Origin of the sequence: Capnocytophaga sp. oral taxon 324 str. F0483 (genome assembly GCF_000318315.2) — a bacterium.
Lineage (GTDB): Bacteria > Bacteroidota > Bacteroidia > Flavobacteriales > Flavobacteriaceae > Capnocytophaga > Capnocytophaga ochracea.
The window spans coordinates 44,354-61,145 of record NZ_KB291500.1; the positions used below are offsets into that span (position 1 = coordinate 44,354).

A 16,792-nucleotide genomic window follows, 5' to 3' on the forward strand; every position below is an offset into this window, starting at 1 on the left:
ACTAACGACAAATAAATGTACAGAACGCATACTTGTGGAGAGCTACGACTCTCTCACGAAAAACAACAAGTAACCCTCAGTGGTTGGGTGCAACGCATCCGCAACAAGGGATTTATGATTTGGGTAGACCTTCGCGACCGCTATGGTATCACCCAGCTTATATTCGATGAAGAACGTACTGATAAAACAGTCTTTGAGCAGGCTAAAACCCTCTCGCGTGAGGACGTAATTCAAATTCAAGGTACTGTGATCAAACGCGAGGCTGCCAACGCAAATATTCCTACCGGAGAGGTGGAAATCCTCGTTACAGCGCTTACCTTGCTCAACCATTCCGAACTTCCTCCTTTTACCATTGAAGATAATACCGATGGCGGTGAAGACCTTCGTATGAAGTACCGCTATCTCGATATACGCCGTACCCCCGTACGCGATAACCTTATTTTTCGCCACAAAGTAGGGATAATGGTGCGCAACTATCTATCCGAACAAGGCTTTATAGAGGTAGAAACCCCTGTACTTATCAAATCAACACCCGAAGGGGCTCGTGACTTTGTGGTTCCAAGCCGTATGAATGCTGGTGAGTTCTACGCACTTCCACAATCACCACAAACCTTTAAGCAGTTGCTAATGGTAGGCGGATTAGACAAGTACTTCCAAATCGTAAAGTGCTTCCGTGATGAAGACCTTCGCGCCGACCGTCAGCCAGAGTTTACCCAAATAGACTGTGAAATGTCGTTTGTAGAACAAGAAGACATTATCCAGACCTTTGAAGGATTGGCAAAACACCTCCTCAAAGAACTCAAAGGCTTAGATTTTGGGGCTTTCCCTCGTATGACGTATGCCGAGGCGATGAAAACTTATGGCAACGACAAACCCGATATCCGTTTCGGTATGAAATTCGGCGAACTCAATGATCTCGCGCAACACCGCGATTTCAAGGTATTCAACGAAGCCGAATTAGTAGTAGGTATTGCCGTTCCTGGTGCCAACAGCTACACCCGCAAAGAGATTGATGCTTTAGTAGAATGGGTAAAACGTCCGCAAGTAGGCGCTTCCGGAATGGTATATGTAAAATGTAATGAAGATGGTAGCTTCAAATCATCAGTAGATAAATTCTATAACGAGAACGACCTCAAAGCGTGGGCAAAGCGCACTGGCGCCCAAGCAGGCGACCTTATCTGTATCCTTTCAGGCAAGGCTAACAAAGTACGCGGGCAACTTAGCGCCCTCCGTATGGAACTCGCCGAGCGTCTTGGCTTGCGCAAACCCGATGAATATGCTCCTCTATGGGTTGTAGATTTTCCACTTTTGGAGTGGAGCGAAGAGGAAGAACGTTTCTTTGCAATGCACCACCCTTTCACCTCGCCTAAACCTGAGGATATTCCGTTACTTGATACCGACCCAGGTGCTGTACGTGCCAATGCTTATGACCTCGTGCTCAACGGTAATGAAGTAGGCGGTGGTTCTATACGTATCTTCAACCAAGAATTACAAGCCAAGATGTTCCAGCTATTGGGCTTTACCCCCGAGCAAGCACAAGCACAATTTGGCTTCTTGATGAACGCCTTCCGATACGGCGCTCCTCCTCACGGTGGTTTGGCTTTTGGCTTCGACCGATTGGTAGCTCTGCTCGGCGGACAAGAAACGATACGCGACTTTATCGCTTTCCCTAAAAACAACAGCGGTCGCGATGTGATGATTGATGCCCCTTCGCCTATTGATGAGGCGCAATTGAAAGAACTCAATATTCAATTAGCAAATTAGAAAATTTGTCAATTAGCAAATAAAAGGCTGTCGCAAACTAAAATTTGCGACAGCCTTTATTGTTTTGTAACTTAAAAATATCTTTACTCCTCTCTTTCCTCTATTGTTAGAATAGATAAAGGATTGTTAAGACCAAATCGCTTGGTCTTATGGATAGTTCTTAGATCATACAATGCGTTTTTGTGCATAGAAGAACCTTGATGAAATCCCTTGCGAAAGTTAGGGTTAGCTTCTAAATTTTTATACAACTTCTTATAAAGAGACTTAGCCGAAGCGTCCATTAGTTTGGTGATGAGAATCATCCGCAAGTAAATACACTCTATAATGTCTTCCGTTTCTCTTCCTCCCGTACCTTCTATAACATAAGGCAGTATATCTTGATCATAAACACATTTTTCAGTATCTATGGTAACATTAGGGCTAGAGACAATGATAAACTGACGGTAGGTAAAACCCTCTATATCTTCAAGCATTATTGAGGGGATAGCGCTTTCATTCTCTCGGGTGATAAGAATTTGCCTATATCCTCCCTTACCATCTCCTACCTCTATATAAAATGAGGCTCGGCATTTGTTCAATATATTTTTAACGTTTGCGTAAAACTCTTGTACTGAGGTCAATATCCAGTGTTGCATATTTTTGATATCTATTTACTTATTTGGCAAAAATACAACTTATTCTTGAATTTACTAACTATACTTTTGTCCTTCTCTTTATAAAAACACTATCTTTGTCCTTTCTTTAAAAACCACTCACCTATGGGATACTATATGTTTGCTTACGGAGTAAAAACTCCAGAGATAAAAGCTGTTTTTGACTCTAAAAGCGAAACTGAGGAAGAAGAGACAAAGGCTATAGTTATGAACATATTATGAGACTAAAAGAGAACATCGCTTTTTATCTTGAAAACGAATTAGATATGGTAGCTTTTTGCCATTAGTGAAAAGTGAAAAAGCGTTTTTTTCGTAATTCGTATTTTGTAATTCGTAATTATTTTGTATCTTTGCCTTAATTAAAAACAAAAAATGAACAGTATGAAAAGAATTTTATTAGTGGTAGCTGTTGTTTTTGCAACTGTTACCTATGCACAAACTGGAAAAGGAAACTGGATGGTAGGCGCTGATTTGGGTCTTTCATTTCAATCTAAAAATATAGTAGAGAAAGATGATCAGGTACAATATATGGATCAAACCATAACTACTTTTAAAATCACACCTAACTTTAACTACTTTGTGGTTAATAACTTAGCAGTAGGGTTAGGAGTGGGATATGAACACTCAAGAGACAAAAGAGCTAATAGTAGTTGGGATACGGAAACAAATACCCTTATAATTGCACCTAATATGCACTACTACTTCCCTGTGGGAGGAAATTTAGCACCTTTTGTAGGGGCAAGAGTAGGTTTTACAAGTAGAAAAAATCCCTCAGGGATTGGTGCTGGTGAATGGAGAGGATTGGTAGTAGGAGGTAAAGCAGGGGTGGCTTACTTTGTAAACCGAGGAGCTGCTATTACAGCTTATGCAGAGTATGACCATTTTTCTTTAAAGCATACAGAAAACACTAAACGCAAAACCAAAGAGGGTGTTTTGGGTGTAGGTATAGGTGTTGCCTTGTTCTTCTAAGTAGAAAATCCTTCATAATTATAAGTATGGGGTGTTTTAAAAAGTAGTGATATTTTTTAAGACACCCTTTTTTAGTTGATGTAATAAAAGTGTAGTTTACGCTACAGAAAGTCTTTCAATTGACAATTGATAATTGATAATTGACAAATGTGATGGGCACGGATGGGCAACTTCGTTGCTGGATTTACACGGATTGTGATGCAAACGTAATTGTAAATCGGTGTTGTATATTTTGAACGGGTGTTAAATAAACTTTAGACGGAACCGCAGTGGGTTTTCAGTGGGTCTACAATGGGTCTACAGTGGCTCTACAATGAAGGTTAATTAAATTATAATTGAACATTGATTGAGTTTATAGTGTTGCTATCTACTAATGTCACTCGTTTTGCTGGTTAGATTTGTTGGACAGGTGTGGACACACGGGTAGCCGTAGCACGGCGGACGATTAACTTTGGCAAAGTGTATACCGCAAACGAGATTAATAATTAGAATTACATATTGAACAGATATTATAGTATAACCATTCTAAAAGTTAAAACAAAACGAAAAATTTCTTTAAAAAAAATTGTACATTCGAAAATAAGTTGTACCTTTGCCTTATTAATAACAATAAAAATATAGAATAGTATGAAAAAATTTTTATTAATCGTAGCAGTTGCTTTTGCAAGCGCTACATACGCACAAACTGAAAAAGGAAACTGGATGGTAGGCTCTGACTTGGCTCTTTCATTTAACTCTGTTAAAGAAACACCTCGTTATGACGGAACATCAGGTAATGTAACAACGCAAAACACATTTAAGTTTGTACCTAATTTGAATTATTTTGTAATTAATAATTTAGCAGTAGGTTTAGGATTAGAGTACCAAAGTACTACTACCAAAGTGAAACCTGTAGCAGGTTCAGAAACAAAGGGAACAGCTTCTGCGTTCGTTATAGCTCCTAATGCACATTATTATTTTCCTATTGGTGGCAACTTAGCACCTTTTGTAGGAGCAAAAGTAGGATATGCTTGGTCTTCAGCAGGAGATAATGATAGTAATAAAACAAGAGGATTGGCATTAGGGGTAAAAGGAGGTATAGCTTACTTTGTAAACCAAGGTGCTGCTCTTACAGGTTATGTAGGTTATGACTATATGAACTTGAAGAACAAACAAGACAATAAAGCAGAAACGCGAATAGGCAACTTCGGCGTTGGTATTGGGGTAGCTTTGTTCTTCTAAGCTGAGAGATTTTATAACTAAATTAAGAATATGGGGTGTTTTAAAAATAGCAATATTTTTAGGCACCCTATTTTATAGATAATAGCTAACCTATATGCTTTATTTTAACTCTTAATAGACATTACTAATAAATTATAATATGAAACATTCCTTATTCTCCGTAGCACTACTTCTTTTAGTAGCCTGCAACCAAAACCCTAACAACACTAACGACGAAAAGATGAACTATCCTCAAACACGTATGGATAATACCGTCGATACTTACTTTGGCACTCAGGTGGCTGACCCTTACCGTTGGCTTGAAGACGACCGTTCTGCTGAAACCGCTCAGTGGGTAAAAGCCCAAAACGATTTTACGTTTGGTTATCTCTCTAAAATACCCTATCGACAAGCAATAAAAGAGAAACTCGAAAAACTCTGGAACTATGAGAAATTGAGCGCTCCTTTTACCGAAGGCGATTATACCTATTATTACAAGAACGACGGCTTACAAAACCAATCGGTGCTCTATCGCAAAGATAAAGAAGGCAAAGAAGAAATTTTCTTAAATCCGAATACTTTTTCTAAGGACGGAACAACTTCATTAGGAGACATCGCTTTCTCCGAAGATGGTTCGTTAGTAGCTTATCTCATTTCAGAAGGCGGTAGCGATTGGCGTAAAGGGATAGTGCTCGATACGAAAACTAAAAAGGCAATAGGTGATACCTTAGTAGATATAAAATTTAGTAGTATCGCGTGGAAAGGCAATGAAGGCTTCTTCTATTCCAGCTACGACAAACCCAAAGGGAGTGAACTATCAGCAAAAACTGACCAACACAAACTTTATTATCACAAACTCGGCACGTCTCAAAAGAGTGATAAGCTCATTTTTGGTGGCACACCAGCTGAGAAATATCGTTATGTGTCGGGCACAGTGTCCAATGACGGGAAATATCTGTTCATTTCGGTTGCCAATGCGACCTCAGGTAATAAACTATTTGTAAAAGATTTATCTAATCCTAAATCTTCTTTGGTAACTATTACCAACAACTTCGATGGAGATACAGGATTTGTAAATAACCAAGGCACAACTCTCTTTTTAGAAACCAATATCAATGCGCCTAACGGTCGCTTAGTGAAAGTAGACTTTAAAAATCCACAGCCAGAGCATTGGCAAGATGTTATCCCTGAAACCAAGAATGTGCTCAGTATTACTACCGCAGGTAAATATCTATTTGCTAAATATATGGTAGATGCTCTTTCTCAGGTAAAACAATACGACTACGAAGGGAAACTCATTCGCGAAGTGAAGCTCCCCAGTATAGGTAGCGCCGGCGGTTTTTATGCTAAAAAAGATGAAACACACACCTATTTTAGTTTCACCAATTACGCATATCCTACCCAAATATACAAAATGGATTTGGCAACAGGAGCTACTGAACTCTATTGGAAACCCGCTATTGCTTTCGATGCCACTCACTACGAATCTAAGCAAGTGTTTTATACTTCTAAAGACGGCACAAAAATACCAATGATGATTACCTATAAAAAAGGAATTGAGCTCAACGGTAAAAATCCTACCTTATTATACGGATATGGAGGATTCAACATCAGTTTGATGCCTACATTCGGTGTTGCCAATGCGGTGTGGTTGGAACTCGGGGGGGTATATGCTGTTCCTAACTTACGTGGAGGAGGTGAATATGGTAAACAATGGCACGATGCAGGCACTAAGATGCAAAAGCAAAACGTGTTCGACGATTTTATAGCAGCTGCTGAATATCTTATAAAAGAGAAATACACCTCTCCCCAATATCTTGCTATCAGAGGAGGCTCTAACGGAGGGCTCTTGGTAGGAGCTACAATGTTACAACGCCCCGACCTGTTTAAGGTAGCTTTACCCGCAGTAGGTGTACTCGATATGTTACGTTATCACACTTTTACCGCAGGAGCAGGCTGGGCTTATGATTATGGCACATCTGATGATAGCAAAGAAATGTTTGAATACTTAAAAGCCTATTCACCCTTACACAATGTAAAACAAGGAGTGGCTTATCCTGCTACCCTTATAACAACAGGAGACCACGACGATAGAGTAGTACCTGCTCACAGTTTTAAGTTTGCTGCGGAATTGCAAGCAAAACAAACGGGCAACAACCCTATTCTTATACGAATAGAGACCAATGCAGGACACGGAGCAGGGACACCAGTGAGCAAAACTATAGAGCAAAACGCCGATTTGCAAGCATTCACTCTTTGGAATATGGGGATTAAAACACTCCGATAAAGAGTAGGGGAGAGGAAAAAGAGAAAAAGGCTCGTAACAATATTACACAGCCTTTTATACTATTTAGTAGCCAAAAGTGTTTACAAAAGAAGTATTAAATAGGGTAAAAAGTAAACTCATTCTTTTACTTTTTTTTTACATTTCAAGGGGTAAAAGGGGTTAAAATGTAAAAATAGTGTTAAAGTTTGTAGGTTATTGAAAAATATTGTTGAATAAATTTTGTGTGTATAAAATAAATGCGTACGTTTGCGCCCTAATTAAATGTGAATTTAAACAATGTTTATGGCAAGAAGAATATTTGTAATGCTACTTGTACTATTAGTACTAGCTGCGTGTAAGCGTGGCGGTGGCGACAGCAAAGGAGAGCTTGTAGGTGTTAAGGGGAAGAGTTGGAAACAGCCTGCTCCTTACGGTATGACGCTTATTCCGAGTGGTTCTTTCATTATGGGTAGTTCCGATGATGATAAAACTGCGAGTTTTAACGCACCAGTGAAAACTGTGAGCGTGGGGTCGTTCTATATGGACGAAACCGAAATCACAAATAGTGAGTATCGCCAGTTCGTGAATTGGGTTCGCGATTCAATTATCCGTACTCAGTTAGCTGAAATGGCGGAACAAACCGGTCAGACCCAAGGTAGTGGAGGTATCGGTGAATACGCATACTTAGATGCGAACACCGAGAAGATGAATGCTTATCAGCAGTATCTTCAAAACACATATGGCGACCAAAAAGCACGAAAATTGAACAAGAAAGTAGCACTTATTTGGGACACTAATAAATTCCCAGATGAATACTACTCGGAAGTAATGGACAAAATGTATTTGCCCGAGGAAGAAGCTTACAACGGCAAACGCATTATGGACGTTCAGAAGTTCGAGTTTAAATATCAATGGCTTGATATGGATAAAGCCGCTCGTACTCGCGGTAACCGTAAAGACTTCATTAAAGAGGAAATCGTGAAAGTATATCCTGATACTACTGTATGGATTCGCGACTTCAACTATTCTTATAACGAGCCAATGCACAACGACTATTTTTGGCACGAAGCCTATGGCGACTATCCTGTGGTAGGCGTTAGCTGGATTCAAGCCAAAGCCTTCTGTGAATGGCGTACTCTTAACAAAAACTCTTATCAAAAATCAAAAGGTGATTACACAGTAAACTCTTTCCGTTTGCCAATTGAATCGGAATGGGAATACGCAGCACGTGGTGGTCTGCCAGGAGGTACTTATCCTTGGGGAGGTCCTTATACCTATGATGATAGAGCTTGTTTCCTTGCAAACTTTAAACCAATGCGTGGTGACTATGCTGTTGATAATGCACTCTATACCGTAGAAGCTAAGTCGTACGAACCTAATGGTTACAACCTCTACAATATGGCAGGTAACGTATCAGAATGGACAAACACCTCATATGACCCCAATTCATATGAATATATGTCTACAATGAATCCTAACGTACTTGATGACAAAAATCACCGTAAAGTAATACGTGGAGGTTCTTGGAAAGACGTTGCCTTTATGTTGCAAGTAAATACTCGTGATTATGAGTACCAAGACTCAGCCCGTAGTTATATAGGGTTCCGTACCGTACAAGATTTTATGGGTATCAGCGACAAACAACAGGCTAAATCAGCAAGAGGATACAGATAGAATTAAAAGAAAAATCAAACAAATTAACTAATAAATTTAACAAATAAAAAAAAAGTCTTATGGCAGGAAGTAGATCAACAAAGAAATTGTTTAATATGGTTTATGGTATAGGTGCCTCAGTTGTAATTATCGGTGCCTTAGCCAAAATTTTGCACGTGGATATCTTAGGTATCAGCGGTGGCGTATTGTTAGCAGTAGGGATGGGAACAGAAGCATTCGTCTTCTTCTTCTCAGCTTTTGAACCAATAGATGAAGAGTTCGATTGGTCATTGGTTTATCCTGAGCTAAAAGGAGGTGCTCCATCAGGACGCCAAGGAGCCTTGGCTTTACAGTCAGGAGAAGATAAGATTCTTAGAGAATCATTATCACAAAAATTAGATGGTATTTTAGCAGAGGCTCGTATCGATGCGAATATGATGCGTTCATTGGGAAGATCTATTGAAAACTTTGCAGAAGCAAGTAAAGAAATCGCTCCAGTGGCTAATACGATGGTGGCTACTCACAAATATGGTGAAGAGCTTTCAGCAGCAGCATCAAATTTAGAGTCATTAAACAGCCTTTACAAATTACAATTAGAAAGAACAGAAAGACAAGTATCTGCACAAGCAGGTGTTGTTGATAACTTAGATTCATTAAATCAGCAAATGCTTACGTTTAAAGACAACTTAAGATCTTTGAACACTATCTATGGAGGAATGTTATCTGCAATGGGCGGCGCACGATAAGAGTAATTATTTATTAACTTATTAAAAAAATAGCTTATGGCAGGTGGAAAATTAAGTCCAAGACAGAAGATGATTAACCTGATGTACTTAGTATTCCTTGCGATGATCGCATTGAATATGGGCAAGCAAGTACTAGATGCATTCGGGTTAGTGAATCAAAAGTTTGAATCATCAAACAAAAGAGCTAATGAAGGCACATCTAATGCTTTAGCCGAATTAGCAAATAAAGCAAATGAGAATCAAGCTCAATATGGTGAGATATATGAACAATCCAAACAAATAAAAGAACTATCAGATGGATTGTACAGCTATATCCAAGATATTAAAACCAAAGTAGAAGATGTAATTGGTCAAAAAGACATTCCTGTAAATCAAAGAAACTATCAGGCAATGGATCAGTCAGATTTTACTGACAATTATTTCTTTGCTGAGGGAGCACAAGCTAAAGCTCACGCAAGTGAATTCATTGAAAAAATGAAAACCTATCGCGAAGGAGTATTAAAAGTATTGGGAGATAATCCAGCTTATAAAGCTTTAGCCGATAAAGTAAGCGTAAACTTTAATACTGACGACGTAAAGAATAGAGAAGGCAGAACCGTAAAGTGGTTGAATTTTAACTTTGAAGGGTTTCCTTACGTTGCAACTTTGGCAAAACTCTCAATGATGCAGTCAGACATCTTAACTACTCAACAAGAATTTTTCGATACTGCTTTGGCAGGTAGTTTGAAGTCACAAGTTTCAATGACTAACTATACAACTTTACTTGAACAAGGTAAAGGAGCGTATTACCAAGGTGAGAAATTCGATGGTTCTATCGTATTGGGTAGAAAAGACGCTACTACACGTCCTAATGAAGTAGACATCGCTATCGACGGTAGAAAGTTAGGAACAAGTGAATACACCATTGAAGATGGTCGTGTGAAATTAAACATTTCGGCAGGTAATACAGGTGACCACAAAATTACAGGTAACTTGTACTTCGACCAAGACGGAAAACGTATTGCTGTACCTGTAGCACAATCTTTCTCTGTAATTCCTAAACCAAACTCAGCCGTTATTTCAGCTGATAAGATGAACGTAGTGTATCGTGGTGTTGCTAACCCTATCACTATCTCTATGCCTGGTGTTCCTGATAACAAAATTTCAGCATCAGCACCTGGTTTATCTAAAGCGAGTGGTAGTGGTGCTTGGGTAATGCGTCCAGGACAAGGTAGAGAAGTTACTATTCACGTAACAGGTGAGCTTGCAGGACAAAAATTCAGCTCTTCTAAAATGTTCCGTATTAAAAATATCCCACGTGCTGTAACCAGCTTGGGCGGACAAATAGGAAACGCTAAATTACCAAAAGCAAACGTATCTGTAATGCCAGTGATGGCTGTTTTGGAAGACTTCGACTTCGACTTGAAACTACAAGTAAACGAATTTAAAGTGTTCATTCCAGGACAACCAAGTGTATACGTGAAAGGTAGCAGAATGAACGAACAAGCAAGAGCAGCTGTTCTAAGAGCTAAACGTGGTGATAAAATCCAGATATTTGACGTAAAAGCAAGTATCATCGGTAACTCTGAGCTCAGATTGCCTCCTGTATCACCAATCGTAGTTGAAATAACAAACTAAGACAAACCATTATTATGCACGTAAAAAATATAATATTATTATTGCTTTCAGTATTTGCATTTCAGCTCTCTAAAGCTCAGGTAAACATCTTAAACGCAAAAGTAGCAAGCGAAATAGGTGTTAAATCTGAAGCGCGAATAGAAGCTGATAATGACAAACCACTACCTTATGGCTATGTGGACGACCGCGATATCCTTTGGTCAGTAGAGGTATGGGAAGTAATCGACCTCAACGAAAGGGCTAACTTTCCTCTCCTTTTCCCTACTGATACCTTGGAAATAGATGCTTATCGTCGCTCATTGTATGATGTACTTTTAAAGAACATCAAAAATGGCAAAATTCAAGATATCTATGTAGATTCTTATTTTACTCAAACAAAAACAGCTGAGTCAATAGAAGCATCACTATCAAAGGTAGATACTTTAGATGTAGGCTATGAGCAACTTAACGCAGGTGAGGCTCTTTCTCCTGAATATGTAACTCATAGAAACTTAGAGTCTGCAGATATCGCTCAGTACCACATCAGAGGTATTTGGTATTTCGACAAACGCCAAGGTGAATTAAAATATCGTTTGCTCGCGTTAGCTCCTGTAGCTCCCGACGTAAACTTTATAGATTCTGATGACTCTACTATGTCGGCATTAGTACCTCTATTCTGGGTATTTTATCCGCAAGTACGCGATATTTTGCACGAAGCGAAAACCTTTAATAGGAAGAATGACGCTCGCCCTGTCTCTTTCGACCACGTTTTAAATGCACGAATGTTCAGTTCCGTGATATTTAAAGAGGCGAATGTATACGGCGACAGAAAAATCAAGGAATTCCTCCCCGATAATGCACTCTTCCAATTGTTAGAAGCTGACAAAATTAAAGAGAAAATTCGCGACAGAGAGCAAGATATGTGGACAAACTAATTTTAAATTCACAGAAATATTCTTTAAACTGCTTTGAAAGAGCGTTGCTATCAAAAGCAATGCTCTTTTAAAGCAGTTTTTTAATAGAAAATAAATTTGTAAACTATGGATATCAAAAATGCACAATTAGCAGTTGATAATTGGATAAAAGAACACGGGGTTCGCTATTTTAATGAACTTACCAATATGGCACAGCTCACTGAGGAAGTAGGAGAGGTTGCCCGTATTATAGCTCGCCGTTATGGAGAACAGTCCGAGAAAGAAAGTGATAAAAACAAAGATTTAGGTGAAGAACTTGCCGATGTAGTATTTGTTGTACTTTGCTTAGCCAACCAAACAGGGATTGACTTGCAAGAGGCTTTCGATAAAAAGATGCTAAAAAAAACACAACGTGACCACGACCGTCATCACAATAATGAAAAACTAAAATAATTACGCTACATTATTGTATTTATCATTAGATTTTGTATCTTTGCCCTATTAAAACAAGTAGTATAAAATGGCTAAAACAACAAAAGATAACAAGGAAATGAGTGTAGAAGAGGCTAAAAAACAAGCTCTAAAACTCACCTTAGAAAAATTAGACAAAACCTATGGCAAAGGAACTGTACGTGCCTTAGGCGATAATCCTGTCGAAGACGTAGAAGTTTACTCTACGGGTTCTATCGGGCTCGATGCCGCTTTAGGCGTTGGTGGATATCCTAAAGGACGCGTAATCGAAATTTATGGGCCTGAATCTTCTGGTAAAACAACTCTTACACTGCACGCTATCGCCGAAGTACAAAAAGCTAAAGGGACAGCTGCTTTTATCGATGCTGAACACGCTTTCGACCCTGTTTACGCACAACGCTTAGGTGTAGATGTTAAAAATCTATTGATTACTCAGCCTGACAGTGGCGAACAAGCTCTTGAAATTGCCGATGCTCTTATTCGTTCCAATGCAGTAGACCTCGTAGTAATCGACTCGGTGGCAGCACTTACTCCCAAAGGTGAGATTGATGGCGAAATGGGAGACTCTAAAATGGGACTTCACGCCCGACTAATGTCTCAAGCTTTACGCAAAATCACCGGTAGTATTAGCAAAGCAAAATGTATTGTTATTTTCATCAATCAGTTGCGTGATAAAATAGGTATTACTTTTGGGAACCCCGAAACAACTACAGGGGGTAATGCACTTAAATTTTATGCTTCTGTGCGTATAGATATCCGTAAAGACGGAGGACCTCAAGGAAGCGCTGCTATTAAGGACAGCAATGGCGAAATCATCGGTAATAAAACCAAGGTGAAAATAGTTAAAAACAAAGTAGCATCGCCTTTTAAAACCGCTACTTTCGATATTATGTTTGGCTTAGGCATCTCTAAGTCTGCTGAACTTCTTGAGTTAGGCGTTGAGGCTGATATCGTAGATAAAAGCGGTGCTTTTTATAGCTATAAAGGCACCCGATTAGGTCAAGGACGTGATGCCTCTATTGCAATGCTTAACGACAATCCAGAAATAGCTGAACAAATAGAAGTAGAACTACGCGAATGGCTTAAACATAATGAACTCTCTTCTAATCCTAAGAAAGGTAAAAAGAGTACTAAGGCTAAAGATAAAAAGGCAGTAGAACCTGAGTATTCTGAAGAGGAATACGATGAAGCCGACAACTATGACGAAGAAGATGATTAGTTAAACACCAATATAATTGAGAAAGGCTGTGCAGAGCGTTCTGCACAGCCTTTCTTTTTTAATAATTGAAACAACTATTTCTTTGCAAAAGTAAGGAGTACGCCTCCTTGTTTATCGGTAAGCAACAGTTGGTCTCCTTTTAGTTGGTATTGTCTTACCTTTTGCATAGCCATACCAAAAGCATCAGCAACCTCCATTTTTTCTCCACAAAGCATTAGTGTAGAAGCTAAATCACCAAATACAAGTTCTTTATCGGTGAGGGTTTTAATACTTCCCATAAAGATATTACAGCTGTCAGAGCCGTTCACCTTCATTTCACTGATATTGAGTTTTAATGTAGGCTGTGTCTCAGGAGTGATAGCCATTTCTCCCAAACTCACCAGTTTCCATTCGCCTTGCAAATCAAACCGAGAGTCTTTCACCTTTTCTATTTCGCGCACCAAAGTATAAGCAACATTTGGTGCTCCGGCGGAGACGTCTTTCAGTGGTTTTTCGCTTACTTCTATCTTCTTAAAGTAGCCTTCTTCAAAGATAAAACCTTCAATAGGAGCACAAAAAGCCTCCCATTGTGCTTTACTTAAATTATCACCTTTGTACACTTGCAAGCATTGCATTTTGCCAGCTTCTGCACTGCTTTCTACTTGGGAGCTATTTACCCAATATACCGCTTGGGTACTGGTAGAGCAACTCCCCAATCCTATTGCTACGCTCAGTAGCATCATAAACTTGATTTTCTTCATTGCAAATATTTTATATATTATTTTAATGTCAATTCGATATAACAAAAAACGCCCGTCGCGCTCCGACTATTTGATGTATTTCTTCAGCGTTTTCATTAAATCATTAGCTCTTAGGTTATCTCCTTGCGACAATAAGTTTCCTTCCGGGTCTATGAGAAAAGGTGCAGGGATACTCGTTACCCCATATTTCTCAGCGGTTTTGCCATCGTTGTCCCACACATTATGCCACACCATTCCTTCTATTTTAATAGCGTCCTGCCAAGCGTCTTTGTCCTTAGGTCTATCTATCGATACTGATAGAATTACAAAATTCTTCCCTTTGAACTCTTTATACGCTTGTTTGAGGTATTTGTTTTCCTTCTTGCAAGGCATACACCACGAAGCCCAAAAGTCTACTAGCACATATTTACCACGTAATGAAGATAACGCTAACTTTTCACCATTAGGCTGTGGTAAGTTAATTTCAGGTACAGGGTTATGGCGTTGCAACGCTTGTGCAAAGGATTCCGCAGTTGCCAAAAAGAAAAGTGCTAAGGCTGTAAATAAAAATCTTTTTCTCATTCGTAATCTTGTTTTTTAGTTATTGTCTTTGCTCATACAAAAACCTGACCAAAGTCGTAGCACGACAAGCAATTCTTCATATCAGAATTAACCACTAACTACTAATCATTAAAAATATCCTCCTTTTTTACGGTCTTCCATCGCCGCTTCCGTTACTTTGTCGTCTATGCGGGTCTCACCGCGTTCCGAAATGCGCGAAGCAGTAATCTCATTCACCACCTCTTCAAGAGTCGTTGCATTGCTCTCTACGGCAGCAGTACAGGTCATATCACCTACCGTGCGATAGCGCACACGCTTGTTTAGGATAGTATCGTTTTCATCTATCTGGATAAAAGGCGACACCGCAATAAGTCTACCTTCGTACTCAATCACCTCGCGATTGTGCGCAAAATAGATAGAAGGAAGTGCTATTTTCTCCTGCTGAATATAATTCCACACGTCTAATTCCGTCCAGTTCGAGATAGGAAACACCCGCACGTTTTCGCCTTTCTGTATCCGACCGTTGTAGATGTTCCACAGCTCCGGACGTTGCAACTTAGGGTCCCACTGACCAAACTCGTCTCTTACTGAAAAGAAGCGCTCTTTGGCACGTGCTTTCTCTTCATCTCTACGCGCCCCTCCTATGCAAGCGTCGAAGTGAAACTCCTCAATAGTGTCCAATAAAGTGTGCGTTTGCAACCAGTTACGAGAAGCAAACTTACCTTTGGGCTCGGTAAGTCCTTTCGCTTTAATGGTGTCTTCTACTTGTCGCACAATCAGTTCCGCACCTATGCGTTTAGCAAGGGCATCGCGATATTCAAGAGCTTCGGGGAAGTTATGACCCGTGTCGATATGTACCAAAGGGAAAGGAATCTTCATAGGAGCGAAGGCTTTCATTGCCAAGTGCACCAAGGTAATAGAGTCCTTACCACCACTAAAAAGCAAGGCAGGACGCTCAAACTGCGCCGCTACTTCGCGCATTATGTAAATACTTTCAGCTTCTAATTGTTTTAAATGTTCTTTATTCACGATTGTTATTCTTTGTATCTTACTTTTCTGCTTATATGCAGAATATTTATCACTGTTATTGTTGTTGTTTTTCTTTTAGGCGTAACTTTTATCACATAATAAATCCCATAAGGGAATACTTTGGTAAAACACACTCTGATTTCCCTATATCTTTTAGTAAACATATAAGGATAATCTTTTATGTATTCAAAACATTTATCTATCTCTTGGAAGAAGCGATTAGCTAATTTTTCATCAATATCAGTATAATAATCTAATATCTTTGATAGATTTTTTTCAGCTCTTTTTCCTACTCTAAATGTGTCAGAAGCCATATTTCTGTTTGAATTTTAGTTTTAAAACTTCCCAGTCTTCTGCTTCACCAGTTTCTTCAAATTCTTTTAAGTTTTCATCTAAAATCTCTTTATGCCATTCAGGAATCTCTTGAGTATTACTTAAATCAGCCTTCTCAAAACGCCATTCATTATAGGTTTCCATAGGAATAACAGCTAAAATGTCATTCCCTTCAGAATCTTTTATGTATTGTGCAGTTGTGTTCATAATTACTAATCTTTTAATCTGAAATTAATAGGATACTTATAATAGCAATCCACAGCCTCCCCTTTGATATTCTTAGCTGGATACATAGGCGGAAAGTTCTTAAACAAGTCTATAGCTGCCTTTTCCAATATAGGGTCGCCTCCGTTAGCAAAAATAGTATTATGATAACTAACGTGACTTAGAAAGCACAAAGGTAGTACATTTTTTTTGATTTCAAAAATATACTACCTTTTAACAATCGTTTTCTGCTCTTTTCTCCTTTTCCCATCACTACATTCCCCCTTTGAAGGAAATCCACATCACCACTCGTCACTCTTCATTCGTTCCTCGTCATTCCTTCCCTTTTCCGTCATACTCCCCCCTAGTGCCTATGGCCTAAGGCCTATCACCTATTCCTCTTTCTTTCGCCTCGAAACCTCGTTTTTACCATTTTTAACCCTGTTGTATTATACTATTATTCAATCACTTATATACCCTTTCTATACCAATCGT

16 protein-coding genes are annotated in these 16,792 nt (G+C 39.1%); 10 read left to right on the forward strand and 6 right to left on the reverse strand.

The genetic code is table 11. The features are described from left to right. The first annotated feature begins 15 nt into the window (after positions 1–15). Positions 16–1,764 carry an aspartate--tRNA ligase gene (gene aspS, locus HMPREF9072_RS03115; protein ID WP_009410496.1) on the forward strand — a complete coding sequence of 583 codons (1,749 nt, stop codon included), beginning with the start codon at positions 16–18 and terminating at the stop codon, positions 1,762–1,764. A gap of 83 nt (positions 1,765–1,847) precedes the next feature. On the opposite strand, the gene HMPREF9072_RS03120 is transcribed toward aspS, so the two are convergent. Further along, the gene (locus HMPREF9072_RS03120) at positions 1,848–2,399 is read right to left on the reverse strand and encodes a hypothetical protein (RefSeq protein ID WP_009410497.1); all 552 of its coding nucleotides are present in this window, start codon (positions 2,397–2,399) and stop codon (positions 1,848–1,850) included. Between the two features lie 390 nt (positions 2,400–2,789). On the opposite strand from HMPREF9072_RS03120, the gene HMPREF9072_RS03125 reads away from it, so the two are divergent. The 9 genes from HMPREF9072_RS03125 (at position 2,790) to recA (ending at position 13,451) form a co-directional block, all read left to right on the forward strand. Continuing rightward, a complete protein-coding gene (locus HMPREF9072_RS03125) occupies positions 2,790–3,386 on the forward strand; it encodes an outer membrane beta-barrel protein (protein WP_009410498.1) in 597 nt (198 codons plus the stop codon). Positions 3,387–4,013: 627 nt separating this feature from the next. Next, complete coding sequence (locus HMPREF9072_RS03130) at positions 4,014–4,607, forward strand: outer membrane beta-barrel protein (RefSeq protein ID WP_009410499.1); 594 nt, start codon at positions 4,014–4,016, stop codon at positions 4,605–4,607. Positions 4,608–4,746: 139 nt separating this feature from the next. Beyond that, positions 4,747–6,873 carry a prolyl oligopeptidase family protein gene (locus HMPREF9072_RS03135; RefSeq protein ID WP_009410500.1) on the forward strand — a complete coding sequence of 709 codons (2,127 nt, stop codon included), beginning with the start codon at positions 4,747–4,749 and terminating at the stop codon, positions 6,871–6,873. Positions 6,874–7,149: 276 nt separating this feature from the next. Then, positions 7,150–8,526, forward strand: a complete 1,377-nt coding sequence (gene gldK, locus HMPREF9072_RS03140) for a gliding motility lipoprotein GldK (RefSeq protein ID WP_002674370.1) — start codon at positions 7,150–7,152, stop codon at positions 8,524–8,526. Positions 8,527–8,585: 59 nt separating this feature from the next. Then, positions 8,586–9,251, forward strand: coding sequence for a gliding motility protein GldL (gene gldL, locus HMPREF9072_RS03145; RefSeq protein WP_002674368.1), 666 nt, complete (start codon positions 8,586–8,588; stop codon positions 9,249–9,251). Between the two features lie 36 nt (positions 9,252–9,287). Next, positions 9,288–10,868, forward strand: coding sequence for a gliding motility protein GldM (gene gldM, locus HMPREF9072_RS03150; protein WP_009410501.1), 1,581 nt, complete (start codon positions 9,288–9,290; stop codon positions 10,866–10,868). Positions 10,869–10,882: 14 nt separating this feature from the next. Continuing rightward, entirely contained in the window at positions 10,883–11,782 is a 900-nt protein-coding gene (gene gldN, locus HMPREF9072_RS03155; protein ID WP_009410502.1) for a gliding motility protein GldN, read from the forward strand. A 105-nt stretch (positions 11,783–11,887) separates the two neighbouring features. Beyond that, complete coding sequence (locus tag HMPREF9072_RS03160; protein ID WP_002674362.1) at positions 11,888–12,214, forward strand: nucleotide pyrophosphohydrolase; 327 nt, start codon at positions 11,888–11,890, stop codon at positions 12,212–12,214. A gap of 67 nt (positions 12,215–12,281) precedes the next feature. Continuing rightward, positions 12,282–13,451 carry a recombinase RecA gene (gene recA, locus HMPREF9072_RS03165; RefSeq protein WP_009410503.1) on the forward strand — a complete coding sequence of 390 codons (1,170 nt, stop codon included), beginning with the start codon at positions 12,282–12,284 and terminating at the stop codon, positions 13,449–13,451. Positions 13,452–13,525: 74 nt separating this feature from the next. Here recA and HMPREF9072_RS03170 read toward each other — a convergent pair whose 3' ends face one another. The 5 genes from HMPREF9072_RS03170 to HMPREF9072_RS03190 form a co-directional block, all read right to left on the reverse strand. After that, complete coding sequence (locus HMPREF9072_RS03170; RefSeq protein ID WP_009410504.1) at positions 13,526–14,191, reverse strand: META domain-containing protein; 666 nt, start codon at positions 14,189–14,191, stop codon at positions 13,526–13,528. Positions 14,192–14,257: 66 nt separating this feature from the next. After that, positions 14,258–14,752 carry a TlpA disulfide reductase family protein gene (locus HMPREF9072_RS03175; RefSeq protein ID WP_009410505.1) on the reverse strand — a complete coding sequence of 165 codons (495 nt, stop codon included), beginning with the start codon at positions 14,750–14,752 and terminating at the stop codon, positions 14,258–14,260. Between the two features lie 108 nt (positions 14,753–14,860). Continuing rightward, the gene (cysD, locus tag HMPREF9072_RS03180; protein WP_009410506.1) at positions 14,861–15,760 is read right to left on the reverse strand and encodes a sulfate adenylyltransferase subunit CysD; all 900 of its coding nucleotides are present in this window, start codon (positions 15,758–15,760) and stop codon (positions 14,861–14,863) included. A 5-nt stretch (positions 15,761–15,765) separates the two neighbouring features. Beyond that, a complete protein-coding gene (locus HMPREF9072_RS03185) occupies positions 15,766–16,074 on the reverse strand; it encodes a type II toxin-antitoxin system RelE/ParE family toxin (protein ID WP_009410507.1) in 309 nt (102 codons plus the stop codon). After that, positions 16,064–16,300 carry a hypothetical protein gene (locus HMPREF9072_RS03190; protein ID WP_009410508.1) on the reverse strand — a complete coding sequence of 79 codons (237 nt, stop codon included), beginning with the start codon at positions 16,298–16,300 and terminating at the stop codon, positions 16,064–16,066. Before HMPREF9072_RS03190 ends, HMPREF9072_RS03185 begins: the two co-directional genes overlap by 11 nt. Between the last annotated feature and the right edge of the window lie 492 nt (positions 16,301–16,792).